The organism is Chryseobacterium cucumeris (assembly GCF_016775705.1).
Lineage (GTDB): Bacteria > Bacteroidota > Bacteroidia > Flavobacteriales > Weeksellaceae > Chryseobacterium > Chryseobacterium cupriresistens.
On record NZ_CP068760.1, the window covers coordinates 633,035 to 654,666 of the forward strand.

A 21,632-nucleotide genomic window follows, 5' to 3' on the forward strand; every position below is an offset into this window, starting at 1 on the left:
ATTTCCTCAGCAACACCCTTATTCATAACATTGAAATATTCCACAAAAGCTGATTAAATCTATATAAAGTTGTTCCAGCAGCCTATCCTAGCACGCAATTTGCTTCTCTTAATGCTCTTCAGGATATTTTAGTATCTTTAAGAGTATAATCATCATTTAAAAATACAACACCTGTGATCAAAAATTTATTATTCCTGTCTTTTTTCTGTTTTTTATTTTCCTGTACAACAACTGAGGGTCCAAAAATTGCCCCGGTTGATAAAAAAGCAATTATAGACTCTACCATCTCAGCTTTTCAGAAAACACTTTTGGAACAACAGATTGATTCTGCTTTTAAAAAGTATCATTTCAATGGAAGCATTGCTGTTTTTAAAGACACCATTCCTCTTTACAGAAGAGAAAACGGATATTCTGATTTTAAGAAGAAAACTAAAATTGACAGCAATACCATTTTTGCGATAGGATCTGTGAGCAAACAATTTACCGCTGTTTTAATCTTACTTCAGATGGAGCATGGAAAACTGAATGTGACAGATAAGGCTTCAAAATACCTGAAGGAATTTCAGATCAAAGAATATGAAAACATTACGATTCACCAACTGTTAAACCACACTTCAGGATTGAACCTGATGGGTGGAAAGCTGATGTTTAAAAGCGGATCAGATTTCTATTACTCCAACGATGGTTTTAATGCACTTGGAAAAATTGTGGAAAAAGTCTCCGGAAAATCCTATCATGAAAATGCATTGGAACTTTTTAAAAAAGCAGGAATGTCCCATTCTTCAACAGGAGACATTTTCAAAGGAAATAACTTTGCCAGTGCTTATGTTGGTACTCCTGCTAAATTCTCTGAGGTTCCCAATATGCCGAAAAGATTAGGCGGGTCGGAAATCGGAACACCTGCCGGAGGAATACTGTCTACCATTGAAGATCTTCATTTATGGAATAATGCTCTGTACAGCGGGAAAATTCTAAAACCCGAAACCTTGAAACTCTTCATGGCCAAAAGTGCGGAAAGACGCCATGCTATCTTTGGGAAAATGGGTTATGCTTACGGAATTATGCTTAACATCGGCCAACCCAATTCCTATTTCCACAGTGGTTATGTAAAAGGTTCTCCTTCTTTAAATATTTATTATCCGGACACCAAAACGTCTGTGATTATTCTGTCTAATATTGCAGATGAAGAAAGAGGAAAAGGCGCGATCTTCAGACCTCATATTGAAGTAAAAAGGATCACTGATCATCTTGAGAATACGCTTACACAGCTCAGGATAAAACATTAATTCCCGGAAGTAAAAAAAAAATTGCCGTATGAAAAAAATGTATTTCATTGCAGTTTATCCGCCGCAGGAGATTATTGAGGAAATAAAAGTCTTTAAAAAAGATCTGGCAACCAATTATGCCAATTCCAAGGCTTTGAAAAATGAAGCACATATTACACTCTTCCCTCCCTTTTCAAGAGAAATTGAGCTGGAGGAGGATATTCATATTGCTTTTCAGAAGATCAATACTGAAATTATACCTTTTGAAGTAGAACTGGATGGTTTTGGAAGCTTTCCCAATCCTAAAAATCCTGTCCTCTATATTCAGCCCAAAGAAAGTAGTCAATTAACAAAACTTTATCATAGGGTAAAAGAGCGTTTTAATTTCGCAAAGTATTCGTTTAATCCGCATATGACTGTAGGATACAGAGATCTGACCTGGGAAAATTATCTTAAAGCCTGGGAAAAATATGAAAACATGGAATACAAAACTAAATTCTTAGTAGATAAAATAATACTTCTTCGCCATGACGGACGGTGGGTACCCATAGCAGAGAAAAAACTGGAAAAATAAAACCGGCTCCCAGAGCCGGTTTCGTGTAATTATTCTTTAATGATTTTCTGAGAAATGATCAGGTTTTTATTTTCTTTTACATTCAACAGATACGTACCTGTCGGATAGTTTTTAATATCAACCCGTATTGCAGAATCATTCAGTTCAAATCTGGATGGAATAAGTTTTCCTGAAGCGTCATACACTTCTACTTTTACATCTTTTGAAAAGCCCTGTTTGCCCTTAATAAAAAATTCGCCACCTGTAGGATTAGGGTAAATACTGAAACGACGCTCTTCCGCTTTGACTTCTGAGAGTTTAAGAGTTGATTTGCTCAGTGTCCATGAAACATTGGTAACATGGAGTGTGCTGTGATTGTCTACTTTTAAAAGCGGATTGTTATCCACTACCGATAATATCAAAGTATTATTTCCGTTGTTAAGTTGTCCGGGAGTAATCGTTATGCTATTTCCCGTTGCTCCCAGAGCCGTTCCGTTTAAGCTCCATGAATTGACCAGCGTGTTCGGAATGGGAAGAATTTCATTCACAGTGAAGGTAACATTGGATGTAGCATCAACGGCTGTATTATTGGCCGGAGTATAGGAATCCACAGGGGAAACCAGAGTATGAATCCTTTCAATAATTGCCTCTTTACACACAGAGCAGAACTGCTGGTTAAGATATCTCATTTCACAGCTCTGATGGGGTCTGAACCAGCTTGGGCTTTCAGCATGGGCATATACTCCTACCCCATTTAATCCTACCCAGTTTTTCCATTTTATCGTTGCCGGATTAGAATTTTGTGTTTTATTGGGAGATTCCAGCGAACCGGAAAACCAATATTCATCGGCCAATTTTCCAAAGGAATGTCCCAGTTCATGCACTACAATTTCATTGGAAGAACCGTTGAGTGAAGCAAAAGCATAGGTACCGCCACAACCTCCGTATTCTGTAGAATTACCCAGCACATAAGTAATATCATAATCCGGGATATTGGCGGCCAGAACCTGTCCTACTTTATTGGTAGTATTGCTGTATATACATCTGTGAACTCCTACATCGAAAGTAGACCCAAGATAGTTATTGGGATTAGTTACAGGAATTACAGGTTCTGCAACATCTGCTGCGGTTCCGGGATGCTTTACTCCTGATTCTGTGGAAATTACTTTTACCGCATAGGCATTAAAGTAATTCTTATATTCTGTATAAGGACTTTTCGTAAAAAGATAGTTGATCGTATTCTGAGCCGATGTTGTAAAAGCAGTTTGCTGTGCAGCGGTAAACCCGTCTCCCAACACTGCAATAACAATCCGCTTACTGTTGTCCCCGTTCTGTAATAGCGGAACGGTCTCAAAAGTCTGGGCAAAACAACTGCTTCCTATTAAAAGGGATAATAAAGTTTTTTTCATGATTATAGTTTTTGTGTGAATATTACTTGTGCACCATCCTCAGTTGCTTTTTCAATCTTTACCGACTGTACATTTTCAGAGTAAGAAAACCTGGCACTGAATTCGGTATTTTGAAGGGAAGCTTTATGTCTGGATATTCCCTCTTTTTCATATACTTCCAGTTCAGGATTGAAAGGATCTTTCACCAGCTGTTTACCCATTTCTTTTCCGTCAGCTCCTGTTAATGTAATCACAAGATCACCCTTACGGATGTTGTTTCTTTCAAATGAAGGCATCTGTTTCAATCTGCCATCTGCAATTTTAGTACTCTGGAGAGTAATTTTTGCATTTCCCGACTGATCTTTATCTGCTTTGAAAAACAAATAAATGATCCGTTCGCTCTTTGCTGTAAAAGCTTCTGAATGCTTATTCTGAACTAAATTATTTCTCTCTTTAAGGCTAAACAAGAGAAAGACAGGAACAATTAATACATTAAATACATTTTTCATGATCATTTTTATTTAAAGATATTAAAATTTTAAACATAAACGAAAATCATTACCAATACTTTTTCCACTAAAAAAACATAGAAAGTCCTATCTTTGAAGCAATGATTTCAGAGAAAATAATTTTAGGAATTGACCCGGGGACAACGGTAATGGGATTTGGTATCATCTCCGTAAAAAAAGGAAAAATGGAGATGGTTTCTATTCATGAACTTATCCTGAAAAAATATCCCAATCACGAAACCAAGCTGAAGTATATTTTTGAAAGAACCCTTTCTCTTATTGATGAGTTTCATCCTGATGAAGTAGCTCTTGAAGCTCCTTTCTATGGGAAAAACGTTCAGAGTATGCTAAAACTTGGCCGTGCTCAGGGCGTTGCTATGGCAGCCAGTCTTTACAGAAATATTCCTATAACCGAATATTCTCCAAAAAAAATCAAAATGGCGATCACCGGAAACGGAAATGCCAGCAAGGAACAGGTAGCAGGAATGCTTCAGAACCTTCTTAAATTAAAGGAGTTTCCTACAAAATATTTAGATGCTTCCGATGGTCTTGCCGTAGCTGTATGTCATCATTTTAATTCCGGGACAATAGCAGATACGAAATCGTATTCCGGATGGGAGAGCTTTCTTAAACAAAATCCGGACAGATTGAAATAGGTTCCACATTCTTTTTTCAATTTTTCAAAAACAAAATTTAACATTCTAAAAAACAGCATTTTACCCAAACAAACACAATTACTTGGTAAAACATAATACTATCTTTTACATTGGTATGATTTTTAGTACTACCTTTGTATAAATTTTCAGTTATGAAAACAAACCAACAAACTATAAATCAAGGGACTCATACAATAAACTGGTTCCAAAAGTTTCTGATGGTATGTTCAGGCGGGAACATCCATATTTTAAGAAAAACTCCGAGTGAATGGAACAAGTTTTCCGGTATCGGGGGTATCGTACTTTTCACTGCAGTATTCGCTACTTTGTCTGCAGGCTATGCAATGTATACAGTATTCGACAATATCTGGGCGGCTGTAGGATTTGGAATCCTGTGGGGTCTGATGATCTTCAATCTTGACCGTTATATTGTTTCTTCCATCAAAAAAACAGGAACATGGTGGAATCAGATTCTGATGGCTATTCCGCGTCTCATCCTTGCTACGTTCCTGGGAATTATTATTTCCAAACCTTTAGAACTTAAAATTTTTGAAAAAGAAGTCAACAAACAGCTGAATACCATTATTCAAAGAAATAAAAAACAACTGCAGGGTGAAATGAACGGGCGAATTCTTCAGCAGAGCGGTCCTTTTGAAACAGAAAAGCAGCAGATTTCAGGAAAAATCGCTCAGTATCAGCAGGCATATGATTCGGCTTCGGTAGAGCTTGAGAAAGAAATTCTGGGTAAGCAATCCGGACTTACCAGTGGAAAAGAAGGCTATGGTCCCAATGCAAAACGTAAACAGCAACTGAAGGAGCAACGCAGACTTGATCTGGAAAATTATCAGAAACAAGCGGCTCCAAGGCTGGAATATTTAGACAAAGAAATATCGAAGGTATACACAAATCTGGAAACGGAAAGAAAATCTACAGAAACATTTGAAGATAAATTCAATGGTTTTGCAGCAAGGCTTCAGGCTTTGGACGAACTTGGTAAGAATTCTGCCATCATTGGGCTTGCAGCCACTTTTATCATGGGATTGTTTATCTGCCTTGAGATTTCTCCGGTTCTGGTAAAACTGATTTCTCATATAGGACCCTATGATTATCTTTTAGAAAAAACAGAAAATGATTTCAGGCTGTATTCTAAAGAAAAAATTGAAAAAGGAAATGCATTGACTGATTTCAGAATCGATGATTTTAAAGATAATCTTAAACATTAAAATGATCATTTAATACATTATTAGCTGTTAAATATTAGAGAAAAAATCTATAATAAATCAATTTTCAATAAATAAAATCTAACCTTTTGTTATATAACGAAAGGTTTTTCTTTTAATCAAGCATTTTATGTAAAATATTTTCTAATTTTATACTACTTAAAATTCTTGCTATCATGAAAAACTTAATTTTTGCATGTACACTGCTGATATGCAGTGCATTTGTTCCCGCTCTAAAAGCACAGGCATCAGAACCATTTTTAGGGCAAATAGCCTTTGTACCTTATAATTTTGCTCCAAAATACTGGGCAGAATGTAATGGGCAGCTTCTGCCCATCGCGCAAAATCAAGCACTTTTTTCACTGTTAGGAACCACTTATGGAGGAAACGGAGTTACCACATTTGCTTTACCTGATATGCGGGGAAGAGTACTTGTTCATAACGGACAGGCACCGGGCGGCCCTACAATGTACACCATGGGAGAAACCGGAGGAACTGAGAGTGTAACATTATTGGTAACACAAATGCCGGCTCATAATCATACCGTGAATGCTGTAACAACGGAAGGAAATCAAAATTCTCCAACCAATAATCTTCCGGCAGACACCAAAACACTTGACAAAGAATATTCCGATGCAGCGGCAAATACGACCATGAAAAACACAATGGTAGGAAGCACAGGAGGAAGCCAGCCTCATGAAAACAGACCTCCGTTTATTACGCTGAAATGTATCATTGCATTAGCAGGAGTCTATCCATCTCAAAACTAATCGTTATGAAAATTCTTTACTTATTATGTCTTGTTATAGGAAGCTCAGCTTTTACACAGACAATAACATTCAGTGGATGTCCCAATCTGTTTGATAGCCCACCTAATACGTATGTATTTAACAAAACAGGAGTAGATGCCTTTAGTAAGAACATCTACATGACCAGTCCTATTGATGGCGGACAGGATTGTAGTGGATTAGGTACCTGTGAATTTAAAATCCAATGGAACAATGCTCTTACAAGATGGGAATTTCTTGGTGATGAAGGAAACGGAACTTTTACAACTCCTTATCTGATTTATTATAACTCAACAGGTAATAATTCTGTTCCGATACCTCCCGGTAACAGTATCGGAACCTGGGTTGAAAATACAGCAATGACTAACGGGCAATGTGGAGGAAATCTTACTGCAGTAAACTCCACCATGACAGGTGATGTACAGACCACTACATTAGGAACTTCAGACCTTTCAAAAAATAAAATTCAGATCTTCCCTAATCCTGTGGTTGATTTTATTACTATTTCCGGTATTGACGATGGGCTAACCATCCAGATTTACAATATTGACGGACGTCTGGTAAAATCAGAAATGTTTGATTCCAAGATTGATGTTTCACAACTTGTTCCCGGAGGATATATATTAAAAATAAATACCCGGAATTTTCAGATACATCAATTTAAATTCATGAAAAAATAGAATGATATTCTGTTTCAAGAAATCAATTACTGAAGCTTTCGGAAATTTCGGAAGCTTTTTATTTTATGGCAAGGAATGTTTTTTGCATGAAATGAAGTATGCCTTCAAGTGTTGTCAATCATTTCATCTATTTTCCGGATACTGAAATATTAAAAATTATATATCAGTCGGGAGCAGTTTATGATTATCTTAAGGTACCTCCTGATATTGTTGAAAATTTTAGAAAAGCTAGATCTAAGGGGCAATTTCTTAATAAAGTTATTAAGCCAAGGTTTAAGTACAGGAAGATGGAATAAAAAATGTCCCCATTACAATGGAGACATTTATATATACCTGAATGAAGATCAGTTTATTTAATGATCAATTTAGAAGACTTACTGTCTTTTCCATTAGAAATCTGAATCATATAAACTCCTTTTTCTAATTGCTGGTCCACTTTATAAACACCGTTTCCTTCTTCAGTCACAGCTGGACTTGCCAACAATCTTCCTGACATATCAGAAATAGAAACCTTCAGATTTTTACCATTTTTAGCTTTAATGAAGATTTTATCTCCGGTTGCTACCGGGTTAGGATAAACTGTTAAATCACCATTATCTGCTTTCACTTCGCTTGTTCCCAGATTGGTAACAAATTTTACAGTATAATCTTCAACCTGCCCATACATTAATTGCCCACAAGGAGTCATATTAGGGTTCTCATCATCAACAAGAACTCTCATTCTTAGTGGAGTGTTCAATACTACTGAGGCTGGGGCTGTAATCGTTGTACTGTACGTACCTATTAAGGTAACCGGATCCGCAATAATGTTATCAGCTGAACCTACAAGTTCAGAAGCTTCAAAAGTACCATTATTATTGTAATCGATCCATATTCTTACATCATTATTTGAATCTGAAACATTCACCTGAAGATTATGAGTTCCCGTTGCAGAAAGCTCAGTTGATGTTGCTCTTAAGCAGTTTGCACCTGTATAATCTTCATAAAAATTAGCAGCAGCCTGCCAATATCCTGTTGATGCATTATTAATATTTCCCAGTTTTACTAAAGTAGGGCCTACAAAATAGTTACTTGGTGTAGTGATACCTGTTGGGTTACATGCAGCAGCAATAGGAGTTCCAATTGCAGCTCCTGCAGAAGGAGCCGTTGCACCTAATGAAGTACTCAACCCTCCTTTCATCAAGAAAAAGTAAAGAGCTGCTCTGTCATGCTGTCCATTTGTAAATTTAAATGCTATCGGATTGGTATAGTTCATCATATTATACTGTACGCCCTGATAGTTTGTTCCTGTACAATAATTCATATCATTGTTGGTTGGTGCAGGATCGTTTAGCAAACTTCTTGATCTTTCTGTATCACAAACCTGATCATCGTCTTTGTTACAGTCATTATTAGTCATTGGTGGACAGTAGGTCGTAGAAGTAGTTCCTTGTGGCGGCTGAGCGTTAGCATTACCAAATGTATGAAGTAATCCCATACTATGTCCAAACTCGTGAGCCAGAGTAATATCATCCTGTAAAGTAACTACAAAAGATTTCATAAAGGATTCGTAGTTAGCATCGGCATTTTGAGGCAGCCCTGCCCATCCCATGATACCATATGTTCCACCTCCATCTACTTTATTCATGATATAGATATTAAAGTAAGACGCTTCCGGCCAGTGTGGCGCAATAGTCTTTACCTGATCCGTAGTAACCCCATTTGCTCCACTACGCTTTACTCCATAAGTATCATATCCTGCAAGTGCTCCTCCATTATATCTGATAATACCTGTAGTAGCATTACAGTTAGGGTCTCTTTTAGCCAATACCAATTTAATCGGCATCGTAGCAGCAGTACCAAAATCTGCCGGAACTCCCTGAGCCCATTGATAAGTTCCTGCATACATTTCATTACAATGATCCAGCCAGGCCTGAATTTGTGCATCACTCTTATTGTAAGCAGTACCAATAGCCGCACCCGTAGGTGCTATTACGTGTACAACTACAGGAATTTCATAAACTCCATTTACAATTTTGTACGCACTTCCATTTTTAGCAGTAGTATTTTGATTACTGCTAATAACTTTGTTACGGATATTACGAATCATTTCATCAATTTCCGCATTCTGTTTTTGGTGTACTCTCTGTTCATTATCAAAGTCACACCACTCTTTTTTTTGCTGTGCAGATACTGAAAGGGATAGTAACAAAGCCCCACAAAGGATAGTTTTCTTCATTTTACTAATTTAAAAAATTAAACAATTTAAAAATTTACAGCCTTTACATTCTTACCCGTGATACTCACAACTAAAACAAGCAATAAATTTAAAATTTCATTACAGTTAGTAGAAAAAAACTAAATATTGTTACATTCAAATCATAAAATAAAATTAACGCGAAACCAAATACAATAAACTTTATTTATATTATAATTATAAAAAACGGAAAAATAAAACCAAATCGATAATTTAATAAACAGATAATTTAAAATTAACACCCTGTCAACCAGACTATTAAAACAGAATCATACAATAAAAAAACCGCACATATTGTGCGGTTTTTCATATTTAAATTCAATTATATTTTTATAAAGAATAATTTGGGGCTTCCTGTGTGATAATTACATCATGAGGGTGAGATTCTTTCAATCCGCTTCCTGTAATCATTACCAGTTTGGAATCTTTTTGAAGTGTTTCAATATCTTTTGCTCCACAGTATCCCATACCGGCTCTCAAACCTCCTGTCAACTGGAAGATCACATCCTCCAGTTTTCCTTTATGCGGAACTCTTCCTTCAATTCCTTCCGGAACAAATTTTTTAGCTTCACTCTGGAAATATCTTTCTTTACCACCTCTCTTCATTGCTGAAAGACTTCCCATTCCCTGGTAAGATTTGAATTTTCTTCCCTGGAAGATAATTTCTTCTCCCGGAGCCTCATCTGTACCTGCTAAAAGAGAACCAAGCATTACTGCTCCTGCACCACTCGCAATAGCTTTAACGATATCTCCTGAAAGTTTGATTCCACCATCAGCGATTACCGTTACATTTTTTGACTTAGCATATTCGTAAACGTTATAAATAGCAGATAGCTGAGGAACACCTACTCCTGCAACTACTCTTGTTGTACAGATGGAACCCGGTCCTACTCCAACTTTAAGCACGTTGGCTCCTGCTTCAATAAGGTCTTTAGCAGCTTCTGCAGTTACGATATTTCCTCCTACAACATCAAGGTTCGGATATGCTTTTCTGATTTCTGAAATTTTATCTAAAACTCCTTTAGAATGACCATGTGCAGAATCAATGGCTACAATATCAACTCCAGCCTGTACTAAAGCCTCAATTCTCGCTAATGTATCTTCTCCTACACCTACTCCGGCTCCTACGATAAGACGTCCGTTTTGATCCTTATTAGCATTAGGATATTCCAACTGATTATCGATATCCTTTATCGTAATTAAACCTACAAGTTTGTTATCTTTATCTACGATAGGAAGTTTTTCAACTCTGTTTTTAAGAAGGATTTCTTTAGCCTTTTCAAGGTTGGTATCTTTATCTGAAGTGATCAGATTATCTTTGGTCATAATCTCTTCCACTTTCATATCAAGATTTTCCTGATATTTTACGTCTCTGTTGGTAATAATTCCGATCAGAACATTATCAGCATCCACTACCGGAAGGCCGGAAATCTTATATCTTGACATAAGATCTTTAGCTTCCCCTAAAGTATGATCTTTAGATAGCGTAACCGGATCAGATATCATTCCGTTTTCGGAACGTTTTACACGGTTTACCTGAGCTGCCTGCTCAGCAATTGTCATGTTTTTGTGGATAAATCCTAACCCTCCGACTCTTGCTAAAGCAATGGCCAGATCAGCTTCAGTAACAGTGTCCATCGCAGCGGAAACTATCGGAACATTCAGCGTGATTTTGTCGGTAAGTCTTGATTTTAATGAAACCTGGTTAGGTAAAACTTCTGAATAAGAAGGGACTAGAAGAACGTCATCGAAAGTGATGGCTGTCTCTACAATTTTGTTATGAATAGACATCTTTACTTTCTTTGCAAAATTAGGTTATTTTGGTGAGATATGAAAATCCTTTTTGATAGTTTAAATAAAATTTAATAATCAATAACTTAAATCGAAAAACCGCCCTTTTGTAAGAACGGTTACGGTACAAAATAATTGAATAAGTTTGAAACTACTTTATTTATAGGTTAAATATGATCATGTAAGATCTATTTGATGAGACTTCCATTTTCATCAATATTCTCAATATGGGTCTGATTATTTTTATCGATGTATAATTTTAATCTTACTTTCCCTTTATTATCGCGGATAAATATGCCTACATCACCATTGGCTGTCTTGCCTGCAAAAAAGCGTTCACTTCCCAGTTTACCTTTTTCCTGTAGTTGTGCGAATGCTTTTTTTGAAGCTTCCGGATTATTCAGTTTCTTTATAGAATCAGCAGCCTTAATAATATCCTCCATCGGGAAATCATCAGGTCGATCCCAGAGCTTTAAACCATATACTCTTTTTTTATCTTTTCCTGAACCTTCAAAATACTGAAGCTGCATAATCTGATCTGTATTTCTCTGGTCTACAGAATAGACCATTCCGGATTCTTTCTCATTGCCGTCATACACAAGCCCTCCACATTCATCTCCCAGGGAATTGAAAAAAATAAGTCCTGCTTCTCTTTCACGGGGTTTCATTTCCTTATGATTCACCAATCCGGGATGCTGACGCTCCTTATTACTGATAACCATCTTTAAAGTTCCATCTTTCTCAACGATATTGATACGTTCTACATCTATTTCTTTGAAACGTTCGTTGGAAGACTGATTTTTAAAAGCAAGAAGGAAAAACATTACACATAGTACGGTAAGTACAGCGGCGTAGATTTTAAGGACCCGGACTTCTCTTATTAATTTCTCCATGCGGTAAAAGTTTTGGGGATTAGTTATCAGGATTATTGAACAGCAACGGAATTAATCATTTTGGGATGTTGATATCATTTTTAGTTTTTACTTGATTTGCCTTAAGCTTCCTCCTGAAATTTTATCCACTTTAGCATCCAGCTCAGGGTTTCCTTTCAATTTTACATCGGCTCCTGAAGAAACATTTACTTTCAGTTTGTCTGTAACCAATAAGGAAAGACTTGCTCCCGAAGTAGATTCAGCTACTGCCGTGGCAATTTTAAGGTCATCTGCTTTACACGAAGCGCCACTGCTCGTTTCTATCACGGCGGAAACAGCTTCTCCGGATAAGCTTACACTTGCTCCGCTTGAGGTATCCAAAGCCAGTTTCTGTGTGGTAAGTTCAGCAGTCAAAACAGCTCCGGAACTCGCTGTAACATTGGCAGCCTGTCTCGCATTAAAAGTTCCTTTAATAACAGAACCTGACTCTGCTTCAATCTCCATACTATTTTCATTAACAGGATTCACTGCTGTAAAAATACTTCCGGATGAAGTTTTTATACTTTGAAGAGAAGGAGCAGAAACATTAACATTAAGATTTTTAAATCTCAGATTACGGACTCCCTTATTGTCTACGTATATTTTCAATACTCCGTCTTCCACCTTGGTGATAACATATTGAAGTTTATCTGCATCTGCAATTACTTTTACACTGCTGGTATTTTCCTGCTTGAAGGTAACATTTACTCCCACGCTGGCATCTATTTTTGAAAATTGGCCTACATTCCTGTTATCTCCATTCAGATAAGAAGAGGTATTGCCTGATGTAAGGTCATTTCTTACAGAACTCGTCACAGAAGATGTAGTTGTTTCACCAGAATTAATGATCTTATTAACATCCGACAGCTTCATCTTTCCATTGAGGATAAAAATGATATTCTCTTCTTTGGAATCCACATTAAAAACCAGATTCTCCAGATAGTTGTCTTTTTCTTCTTCAGCCAGAAATTTCATAGAAGTTCCGTCACTGCTCATGGACATCAGCTCATTGAAGTTGAGAGCGTTTAAAGCCTTGTTTATTCTCTCTGTTTTTTCTTCATTCATTTTTATGTTCGCAAGATTTTCATCTTTTAAACGATCCGGGAAAGTAATTTTAGGAATAATCAGAATTTTAAGTCCTTCTACATCGTTCAGTATAGGTTTTATCTTTCCGATATAGGCATCATTAACATCAATGGTATTCAATAGCTTGAACATCGGTTTTTTGATGTTGATAGAGGTTACTCTTCCTCTTTTTTCAAAATCCTGAAAAAGCTTGTCTAATTTCTCAGTCTGTGCAGAATAAGTTGCAAAGCTGCTCAGCATTATGGCTATTATAAAAAATATTTTTTTCATGAGATTGATCTGATTTTTAGTATTCGCTGTCAAGATTTTCATTTTTTTGAGAAGATGCTACTGTTTTTTTTAACTCACTTCCTAACTTCATAAAGGAGTATTTTGCAACATCTATAGCTTCTTTTTCACTGCTGATTCTTTTTCCGTTTACAATGACATAAGAATCATTGTATGCTGTTGCAGAATCATTTAAATTTTTACCCAGGAAGGAAGAATTATCAACATATCTGGGTTTTCTTTCTTTTTTAAGCCTTCCTCTTTTTGGCAGAATTTCATCCATTACATCTTTCTCTGCCACCTGGTTATCCTGAAAAACAGAATCTTTTTTCACTCCGGAAATAGAATCGGTATGATTCACCGCTACTTGTTCCTGGTGATCACTGTTTTCTTCCATAAACCCGGACTTTTGTTTTAAGATTTCATCTTTTACGAGTTTTTCTCTGTCCTGCACATCTGCTGTGCCGGAATTATTATCATTAAGAAATAAGCCGATTCCGAATACCAACATCACACTGGCGGCCATCCAGAACCATTTGGGAAAAGAGGGTTTCTTTTTTTCGTCCAATGGAATAATAGGTACAGCATCCTGTTCAGCTTCCCTACTTTCTGCAGTGTGAAGAAAATCCTCAAAGCTCCAGTCCATTTTTTCTTCCTTGATCTCCCGGAAGACTTCGTTGTATTTATCTTGTAATTGATCTTTTTTCATAGCTCATCAGTTGTGAAATTTGTTCTTTTACTTTTTGTCTCGCACGCATCAGGTTTACCCTTACTGCATTTTCCTCCATTTCCAGCATTTCAGAAATTTCGGAAACATCATATTCTTCTACATCTTTCAAGTGGATGACCATCTTCTGTTTCTCAGGGAGCTGATTGATAAATCCTACAATATGTTCCTTAAGGTTATCAACTTCCATACTATAAAGCTCCGAGCGGTGAAGCTGCATATCCGCAAAACCGATCTTTACGTCGTGATGCTTCAATCTGTTCAGGCATTCGTTCCGGACCGACTTCAGCGCATAGGATTTAAAATTCCCGAATTGCTCAAGCTCATCCCTCTTCTGCCAAAACTTCATCATGAGATCCTGTACTACATCTTCTGCTTCATCACTGCTCATGACAAACCGTTTCGCAAAACGATACATCTCGTCTTTGAGAATAAACACCGTATTCTTGAAAGTTTCTTGGGTCATGAGTTTTGTTTCTTATAGGTAAGACAATTGCAGTTACTTATCTATTACATCAAAAATAAAAAAACTTCAAAAAAATTTGAAGTTTTTTATTTTATTGAATTAATACGTGTCAAAAATATGTTTCAGAATCGCTTTATCCTCTTCTGATAAAGCTACTTTTCTCCTTGCCATGGCTCTTTCTGCTACCTCATATACTTTATCAAGTTTGAATCTTTCATCATCTTTCAGTCCGCCCCATGAAAAGTTTTCCACAAGATTAGGTGGAAATCCTGGTTTGAAGATATTAGAAGCAACACCGATTACCGTTCCTGTATTCAATTGTGTATTGATAGCTGTTTTGGAATGATCTCCCATAATAAGACCTGCAAACTGCAATCCTGTATCTTCAAATGATTTTGTTCTGTAGTTCCAGAATTTTACATTTCCATAATTATTTTTCATGTTTGAAGAATTGGTATCCGCTCCGAAATTACACCATTCGCCAATCACAGAGTTTCCTACAAAACCTTCATGCCCTTTACTGGAGTATCCGAATATAATGATATTATTTACTTCCCCACCTACTTTACAGTGAGGACCAATTGTGGTAGCTCCATAAATTTTAGCCCCAAGATTAAATTTGGAATCATCACAAAGAGCGATTGGCCCGCGAAGATGACAGCCTTCCATCACTTCAGTATTCTTACCGATATAAATCTTCCCTGTTTTTGTATTGATGGTAGAGAATTCAACATAAGCTCCTTCTTCAATAAACAGATCTTTTTTATCACCTAAGAAACCATTGGTTGAAGACAATTCCTGTGAAGTTCTTCCTTTGGTAAGCAGATCAAAGTCAAAATCAATCGCATGATGATTATAGGTAAACAGATCTTTTGGCCTTTTAAAGAAAACAAGATCTTCCTTAATATCTGTCATTTTCTCAATCTGGTTCAGAGAAAAACCTTTCATATTGATTTTTGCGGCGATTAATTCGTCTTCGTACACCAGCGCCTCCCCTTGCTTAAGATCTTTAATTTGTTGGATTACGTTTTCTGTTGGCAGGAAATTCGGAACAAGAAAAAGGCTTTCTTTTTCCTCAGGGCTTTTAAATTTATCCTGAAGATATATTTCTGTGAAATAAGTTACCTCAGTGTTTTCAAGTATTTTCTGCCATCTCTCAGAAAATGTAAGGATTCCGCATCGCATAGCAGCAACCGGGCGGGTAAAAGTAAGCGGAAGAAAATCTTCCCAGTATTGTGCGTCTGAAAATACCAACTGCATCATTCAGTTTTTAAGTTTAAGGTTTAAAATTCAAGATCAACAAATTTACAATAAAAAAAGTCTCCCAAAAATTGGAAGACTTTAATATTTTTAATGTACAAAAATTACTTAGCGAATTTTTTATACTTGTTCATGAACTTATCAACTCTACCTGCAGTGTCAACTAGTTTTACTTTACCAGTGTAGAAAGGGTGAGAAGTTGAAGAGATTTCCATTTTGATTAGAGGATACTCTTGTCCTTCGTACTCGATAGTGTCTTTTGTTTCTGCAGTAGACTTGCAAAGAAACATCTCGTCGTTACTCATATCTTTGAAAACAACAAGTCTATAATTTTCTGGGTGGATTCCGTTTTTCATAATACTATTTTTAAAAAAATTAAAGTTTGCTTTCGAAATAGTAATGGATATTTCTCTGCTAAATTTTAGGTTGCAAAAATACAACATTTTTTTAAAATTCCAAATACTGAATTCAATATTTTTTTATTGATAAGAAATTTAAAGTATTTTCGTTAAATTTGGAACTTACTTAAACTTTAATTTCAATGAAATTCAAATTATTACTGGCTTTTTCCTTCTGGATGTTACTTGTAGCAGTATCATGTAATAAAGATGACATAACGTTTGACAGCCCTACGCAGGAACTTCGTTTCTCAAGAGATACGGTATTTTGTGATACGGTATACCATCAGGTACGTTCAGAAACTTATGTTGTAAAAGTATATAATAATGAAGATAAGGATATTATGATCCCAAGAGTGAACCTTGAAAAAGGAGCCGCTTCATTATATAGAATCAATGTAGATGGAAAACCGGGATATGATTTTAAGAATGTTCCTTTAAGAAAGAAAGACAGTCTTTATATTTTTGTTGAAATTGCCCCGGAAGCTACAGGACCAGAGGCCATAGCAGAAGACAAAGTTCTTTTTACCGGTCCAACAGGACAACAGCATGTAACTTTATTTTCTGTCGTTCAGGATGCAGAATTTTTTATTCAGACTCCTGGCAACCCGAATGTAATTACCAGTTCCACAACATGGAATAATGATAAGGCAAAGATCATCTACGGAAATCTTACCATTAATCCTAATATAACATTGGATATCAATCCCGGAACGAAAGTATACTTCCACAAAAACAGCGGAATGAAAGTTTCTTCCGGAGCGGTCTTAAATATTAACGGTACTCAGGCAGATCAGGTTATTCTTCGCGGAGACAGGAATGATCCTTATTATGATACGATTCCTAAAAACTGGAATTCTATTAAAATGGAGGCCAATTCTACCCTTAAGATGAACCATGCAAGACTTTTCGGAGGTACGAGAGGACTGGACATGAAGCAAACCAATGCTACCATTACCAATTCATTCATCCATACTTTCTTTGAATACGGAATTTATGCCGTAGGTTCTACCGTGAATGCCAATAATCTTGTCATGAACAATTGCGGTTTATCATGTATCGGTATTTTCCTTGGTGGAAAACACAGCTATACTCACGCTACGATTGCCAATTACTCCAGAACGATGAGTTCTTTTGACAGAGCAGGAATTTTTGCAGCCAATGAATGGAAAAATGATGCGGGGCAATCACAGCAGGGCGCTTTGCAGCTTCTTGACATCAAAAACAGTATTGTGTATTCTGACAGGGATGATGCGGTTCATTTTGAACAAACCCCAGGGCAGCAGTTTGAGTTCTTACTTCAAAATTCATTAATCAAATATACCAGTGCAACAGGATCCGGCTTCACTTTTGACAATAATCCGAATGTGATACAAACGGTCAAGAATGCAGAACCACAGTTTGTCAATTATTTTATGGCTAAAATGAATTTAAGAGTAAAACCTGGTTCTCCGGCTCTTGGAAAAGGAAATACAGCTGTTGCAGCAACTGTACCTTTTGATATTGTGAATGTTTCCAGAACCACCAACCCAACTCTAGGAGCTTATCAATAATGGAAATTACACAGTTACAGCAGCAGGTAGATGAATGGATCAAAACCATCGGTGTAAGGTATTTTAATGAGCTTACCAATATGGCCATGCTGACAGAAGAAGTGGGTGAAGTAGCAAGGATCATTGCCAGAAGATATGGCGAACAAAGCGAGAAGGAAAGTGATAAAAACAAAGATCTTGGTGAAGAACTGGCAGATGTGCTTTTTGTTACGTTATGCCTGGCCAACCAAACCGGAGTCAATCTGCAAGATGCTTTCGACAGAAAAATGAAAATAAAAACTGACCGTGATAAAGACCGGCATCAGAACAACGAAAAATTGAAATAAATATAAATGATGAGTTATGAATACCACATCAATTTGTAACTCATTATTTTTTTAGAAATGTAGATCATAATGAAGCTAGAAAAATCAAAATTATCGGGAGATAAAACAGTACAGATCAGCGGTTCGAAGAGTATTTCGAATCGTTTATTGATTCTGGAAAGCCTGTTTAGTAATATAAAAATCGGGAATTTATCCAATTCCCAGGATACTCAGCTGCTGAAAAAAGCATTATCTGAGAACACAGAAACCGTGGACATCCACCATGCAGGAACGGCGATGCGTTTTCTTACTTCTTATTATTCTATTCAGGAAGGAAAGACAACTGTTCTTACAGGTTCCGGAAGAATGAAAGAAAGACCGATCAAAAATCTGGTAAGTGCATTGAGGGATCTTGGAGTGGAAATTGAATATATAGAGAATGAAGGATTTCCTCCTTTAAAAATTACAGGAAGAAAAATCACCCAGACTTCGGTAAATGTTCCGGCGAATATCTCAAGCCAGTTTATCACTTCTCTACTTCTTATTGCAGGAAAACTTGAAAACGGATTAGTCATTAATCTTGTAGGAGAAGTGACTTCAAGATCTTATATTGAAATGACGCTTGACATCCTGACCAGATTTGGCATCCAAAGCAGTTTTGAAGGAAATGCCATCAAAGTAGAGCCTTTCAGTCCTGACAAGAATGCTGAGGCTGTACATTATGAAGTGGAAAGCGACTGGAGTTCGGCTTCTTACTTCTACTCTATCTGTGCGTTGGGAAGAAAAACAATCCATCTGAAAAGTTTTTATAAAGAATCCACACAAGGAGATTCTGCCATTGCTGATATCTACGAAAAGTTCTTCGGGATTAAAACTACTTTTTCTGAAGATGAGCATCAACTAACGCTTGAACCTCACCCTGATTTTTCTTTCCCGGAAAAAATTATGCTGGATATGAACGACTGTCCGGACATTGCACAAACTCTTTGTGTAACAGCCGCCGCTTTAAAAATTCCTTTTGAGATTTCCGGACTGGGGACCTTAAGAGTAAAGGAAACCGACAGGCTTCTGGCTTTATATAATGAGCTTAAAAAGCTGGGTACCGAAACAGAGATCACAGATTTGACGATTAAATCAATCAGTTTTGGAGAGGCACAAGACCCTATTTCGATCAAGACCTATCAGGATCACAGAATGGCGATGAGTTTCGCTCCGTTCTGCCTGATTAAGGAACTCAATATTGAAGATGAAGATGTAGTGGAAAAGTCTTATCCAATGTTCTGGAAAGATCTTGAAAGTATACTGACTCATTAATTTAACAATATAAAAATGTGGTAATTTGAAAAATGATTTTTATTTCGGATTACCACATTTTTATAATGAAGTTGTTTAATAAAAACATTAAGAAGAATTGAAGAAATAAAGTATAGTTAAGATGAATCATTCTGATTTTTAAGCTTAAAAGCAAAGCTCATTTTAATACTCTCAACACCTTAATACAATCTTAATGTTTCAAAAACAAAAGTTTAAACGAGTTGAATATAATAATGATGAAACCTTTCTTTTCCTTTTTGATTGTCTTAGCTGTTTCGGGTTTATCTGCTCAGAAGCTGAAAATTTTTTCGGTTCCGAAGGGTTATACTCAGATTGCAGAAGCCAAAGGCGATCTTGACAAAGATGGAAAAGATGAAACGGTTCTGGTATTTAATACGAATATAAAAGCATCATACGAGCAGAACCCGGAAGGTATAAGTGACTATAAAAGGGTTTTCTATATTCTGAAAAAGGAAAACAGTGGTCTGAAACTATGGAAAGAAAATTCTGATATCATTTTTTCAAGCGGATTCGGATTTTATCCTTCTGATAATACTCTTACAATCAATATAAAAAATAACTGTATTGTTATCGAACAGCTGTTTTTTACCAATTCAAGGCATACACAGCAATATAAACATACGTTCAGATTTCAGAACGGAGATTTTTATCTGATAGGTTTGTACGATCATTTTGAAGATACCTGTGATTTCAGTTTCACCAATGAAATTAATTTTTCTACAGGCCAAGTAATTGTTGACAGAGAATATTCCTCCTGTGATGATGATACCAAACTACCCGAAAACTTACATAAAGAATTTACTCATAAATTCCCGGCTCTTATTAAAATGAATGATTTCTTTATCGGAGACCACAAGTTCAAAATTCCCGGATTGAAGGAGGATTTTGCGTTTTAAGAGAGACTTCTATCTGGAAAAGCTATATCTTTTGAAAACGCAAAGAAAACAATTCTATAGTTCTATTTAAAGAAAGCAAAGAAGGCGACAATGTCGCTGATGAAGCTTAATTGTTATGCATCCGCTTAGAAAGAATCAATTTATTGATTTCATCTCTGCTTCCTCAATATTTTAAGAATAGAAAATAATCTTTGCGTTAATAAAAATTTATTTTCCCTCAACCACCTTCCTTACTTTAGACCAACTTAATTATCTCTTAAAGTTAAATTAACTCCTAATGCTTTGATATATTCTTATTTTTAAGCTACTTTAAAAATAAAAAAACTATGTTCAAACAAAGCATGAAACGTATGACAGCCATCACTCTCGGAGTGGTTACTGCATCCATCTTTTTTTCCTGTTCAAACGACAGTATCCTGGAAAGGGATTCCAACGAAAACAATGTCCCTTCTTTAACAAAAACAGCTGGCAGAGCTTCATTACTGCCTGTTTCTCTGAATAGCTGGATGGCCGGTATTCAGGATAATATTTCTATTTCAAAAATATCAATTCCCGGTACTCATGATTCCGGAGCTCGTATAGATGCCCCTGTTGTATCAGGTACGGCTAAAACCCAGGATCTCAGCATTGCAGAACAGCTGAATGCCGGTGTACGTTTTCTGGATATCCGCTGCAGACATATTGACAATGCTTTTACCATTCATCATGGTGCAATTTATCAGAATATGAATTTTGATGATGTATTGAATGCCTGTTATACATTCCTTCAGAACAATCCGTCAGAAACCATTATCATGTCTGTTAAAGAAGAATATGATGCTTCCAACACCACCAGAACTTTTGAACAGACTTTTGATTCTTATGTACAGAAAAATCCGTCTAAATGGGATCTTGGAGCCAATATTCCCACACTGGGAGCTATAAGAGGAAAGATCAAGTTATTAAGAAGGTTTTCTTCGGGAACAACCAAGGGGATCAATGCTTCACCCTGGGCTGACAATACTACTTTTGACATCAATAACTCAGGCGTACAGCTGAAAGTTCAGGATTATTACAAGGTGACCAACAATGATGATAAGTGGAATGCCATCTCCCGCCTGCTTAACGAAGCTAAAAATGATACGAATGGCAAACTTTTCTTGAATTTCACCAGCGGCTATAAACCTGGAATCTTCGGGATCCCAAGCATTCCTACCGTATCCAATAATATCAATCCAAGACTTAAAACATTCTTCCAGACCAATACTCAGGGTACATTCGGAATAATGCCGATTGACTTTGTGAATGCCGAACTTTCTCAATTGATCGTTAACACCAATTTCTAAATTATTATTTGTTAGAT

The 21,632-nt window shown here is 36.5% G+C and carries 22 protein-coding genes; 12 read left to right on the forward strand and 10 right to left on the reverse strand.

Translation table 11 applies throughout. The annotated features are described in order from the left end of the window. Window positions 1-173: 173 nt before the first annotated feature. The gene (locus tag JNG87_RS02900) at window positions 174-1,286 is read left to right on the forward strand and encodes a serine hydrolase domain-containing protein (RefSeq protein WP_202841596.1); all 1,113 of its coding nucleotides are present in this window, start codon (window positions 174-176) and stop codon (window positions 1,284-1,286) included. 28 nt (window positions 1,287-1,314) lie between these two features. After that, a complete protein-coding gene (locus tag JNG87_RS02905) occupies window positions 1,315-1,839 on the forward strand; it encodes a 2'-5' RNA ligase family protein (protein WP_202841597.1) in 525 nt (174 codons plus the stop codon). A 29-nt stretch (window positions 1,840-1,868) separates the two neighbouring features. On the opposite strand, the gene JNG87_RS02910 is transcribed toward JNG87_RS02905, so the two are convergent. After that, window positions 1,869-3,227, reverse strand: coding sequence for a M64 family metallopeptidase (locus tag JNG87_RS02910; RefSeq protein ID WP_202841598.1), 1,359 nt, complete (start codon window positions 3,225-3,227; stop codon window positions 1,869-1,871). Window positions 3,228-3,229: 2 nt separating this feature from the next. Then, on the reverse strand, window positions 3,230-3,715 hold the full coding sequence (locus tag JNG87_RS02915) for a hypothetical protein (RefSeq protein WP_137905656.1): 486 nt from the start codon (window positions 3,713-3,715) through the stop codon (window positions 3,230-3,232). A gap of 101 nt (window positions 3,716-3,816) precedes the next feature. Here JNG87_RS02915 and ruvC point away from each other — a divergent pair, with 101 nt between their 5' ends. From ruvC to JNG87_RS02940, 5 genes are all read left to right on the forward strand, one after another. Beyond that, window positions 3,817-4,371 carry a crossover junction endodeoxyribonuclease RuvC gene (gene ruvC, locus JNG87_RS02920; RefSeq protein WP_034692903.1) on the forward strand — a complete coding sequence of 185 codons (555 nt, stop codon included), beginning with the start codon at window positions 3,817-3,819 and terminating at the stop codon, window positions 4,369-4,371. Between the two features lie 152 nt (window positions 4,372-4,523). Next, a complete protein-coding gene (locus JNG87_RS02925; protein WP_202841599.1) occupies window positions 4,524-5,594 on the forward strand; it encodes a DUF4407 domain-containing protein in 1,071 nt (356 codons plus the stop codon). 173 nt (window positions 5,595-5,767) lie between these two features. After that, on the forward strand, window positions 5,768-6,361 hold the full coding sequence (locus tag JNG87_RS02930; RefSeq protein WP_137905655.1) for a phage tail protein: 594 nt from the start codon (window positions 5,768-5,770) through the stop codon (window positions 6,359-6,361). A 5-nt stretch (window positions 6,362-6,366) separates the two neighbouring features. Continuing rightward, the gene (locus JNG87_RS02935; RefSeq protein WP_110011495.1) at window positions 6,367-7,059 is read left to right on the forward strand and encodes a T9SS type A sorting domain-containing protein; all 693 of its coding nucleotides are present in this window, start codon (window positions 6,367-6,369) and stop codon (window positions 7,057-7,059) included. A gap of 98 nt (window positions 7,060-7,157) precedes the next feature. Beyond that, entirely contained in the window at window positions 7,158-7,355 is a 198-nt protein-coding gene (locus JNG87_RS02940; RefSeq protein WP_110011496.1) for a KTSC domain-containing protein, read from the forward strand. A 53-nt stretch (window positions 7,356-7,408) separates the two neighbouring features. Here JNG87_RS02940 and JNG87_RS02945 read toward each other — a convergent pair whose 3' ends face one another. The 8 genes from JNG87_RS02945 to JNG87_RS02980 form a co-directional block, all read right to left on the reverse strand. Continuing rightward, a complete protein-coding gene (locus JNG87_RS02945) occupies window positions 7,409-9,277 on the reverse strand; it encodes a GEVED domain-containing protein (RefSeq protein ID WP_202841600.1) in 1,869 nt (622 codons plus the stop codon). Window positions 9,278-9,625: 348 nt separating this feature from the next. Next, complete coding sequence (guaB, locus tag JNG87_RS02950) at window positions 9,626-11,086, reverse strand: IMP dehydrogenase (RefSeq protein WP_110011687.1); 1,461 nt, start codon at window positions 11,084-11,086, stop codon at window positions 9,626-9,628. Between the two features lie 188 nt (window positions 11,087-11,274). Then, a complete protein-coding gene (locus tag JNG87_RS02955; RefSeq protein WP_110011688.1) occupies window positions 11,275-11,979 on the reverse strand; it encodes a hypothetical protein in 705 nt (234 codons plus the stop codon). An 87-nt stretch (window positions 11,980-12,066) separates the two neighbouring features. Beyond that, entirely contained in the window at window positions 12,067-13,353 is a 1,287-nt protein-coding gene (locus JNG87_RS02960; protein ID WP_228406597.1) for a DUF4252 domain-containing protein, read from the reverse strand. A gap of 16 nt (window positions 13,354-13,369) precedes the next feature. Next, window positions 13,370-14,059 carry a hypothetical protein gene (locus JNG87_RS02965; protein WP_202841601.1) on the reverse strand — a complete coding sequence of 230 codons (690 nt, stop codon included), beginning with the start codon at window positions 14,057-14,059 and terminating at the stop codon, window positions 13,370-13,372. Further along, window positions 14,034-14,543: an RNA polymerase sigma factor gene (locus JNG87_RS02970; RefSeq protein ID WP_002976192.1), complete on the reverse strand. Its 510-nt coding sequence runs from the start codon at window positions 14,541-14,543 to the stop codon at window positions 14,034-14,036. Before JNG87_RS02970 ends, JNG87_RS02965 begins: the two co-directional genes overlap by 26 nt. Window positions 14,544-14,642: 99 nt before the next feature. Further along, window positions 14,643-15,803 carry a putative sugar nucleotidyl transferase gene (locus JNG87_RS02975; protein ID WP_202844178.1) on the reverse strand — a complete coding sequence of 387 codons (1,161 nt, stop codon included), beginning with the start codon at window positions 15,801-15,803 and terminating at the stop codon, window positions 14,643-14,645. Between the two features lie 104 nt (window positions 15,804-15,907). Then, on the reverse strand, window positions 15,908-16,159 hold the full coding sequence (locus JNG87_RS02980; RefSeq protein WP_062702555.1) for a type B 50S ribosomal protein L31: 252 nt from the start codon (window positions 16,157-16,159) through the stop codon (window positions 15,908-15,910). A gap of 185 nt (window positions 16,160-16,344) precedes the next feature. Here JNG87_RS02980 and JNG87_RS02985 point away from each other — a divergent pair, with 185 nt between their 5' ends. From JNG87_RS02985 to JNG87_RS03005, 5 genes are all read left to right on the forward strand, one after another. Continuing rightward, window positions 16,345-17,754 (forward strand): hypothetical protein, encoded by a 1,410-nt coding sequence (locus JNG87_RS02985; protein WP_202841602.1) that lies wholly within the window; start codon window positions 16,345-16,347, stop codon window positions 17,752-17,754. Continuing rightward, on the forward strand, window positions 17,754-18,080 hold the full coding sequence (locus JNG87_RS02990) for a nucleotide pyrophosphohydrolase (protein ID WP_034692883.1): 327 nt from the start codon (window positions 17,754-17,756) through the stop codon (window positions 18,078-18,080). Before JNG87_RS02985 ends, JNG87_RS02990 begins: the two co-directional genes overlap by 1 nt. A gap of 69 nt (window positions 18,081-18,149) precedes the next feature. After that, on the forward strand, window positions 18,150-19,373 hold the full coding sequence (locus JNG87_RS02995; protein ID WP_202841604.1) for a 3-phosphoshikimate 1-carboxyvinyltransferase: 1,224 nt from the start codon (window positions 18,150-18,152) through the stop codon (window positions 19,371-19,373). A 233-nt stretch (window positions 19,374-19,606) separates the two neighbouring features. Beyond that, window positions 19,607-20,290: a hypothetical protein gene (locus JNG87_RS03000; protein WP_202841605.1), complete on the forward strand. Its 684-nt coding sequence runs from the start codon at window positions 19,607-19,609 to the stop codon at window positions 20,288-20,290. A 326-nt stretch (window positions 20,291-20,616) separates the two neighbouring features. Further along, complete coding sequence (locus JNG87_RS03005; protein WP_202841607.1) at window positions 20,617-21,615, forward strand: phosphatidylinositol-specific phospholipase C; 999 nt, start codon at window positions 20,617-20,619, stop codon at window positions 21,613-21,615. Window positions 21,616-21,632: the final 17 nt, after the last annotated feature.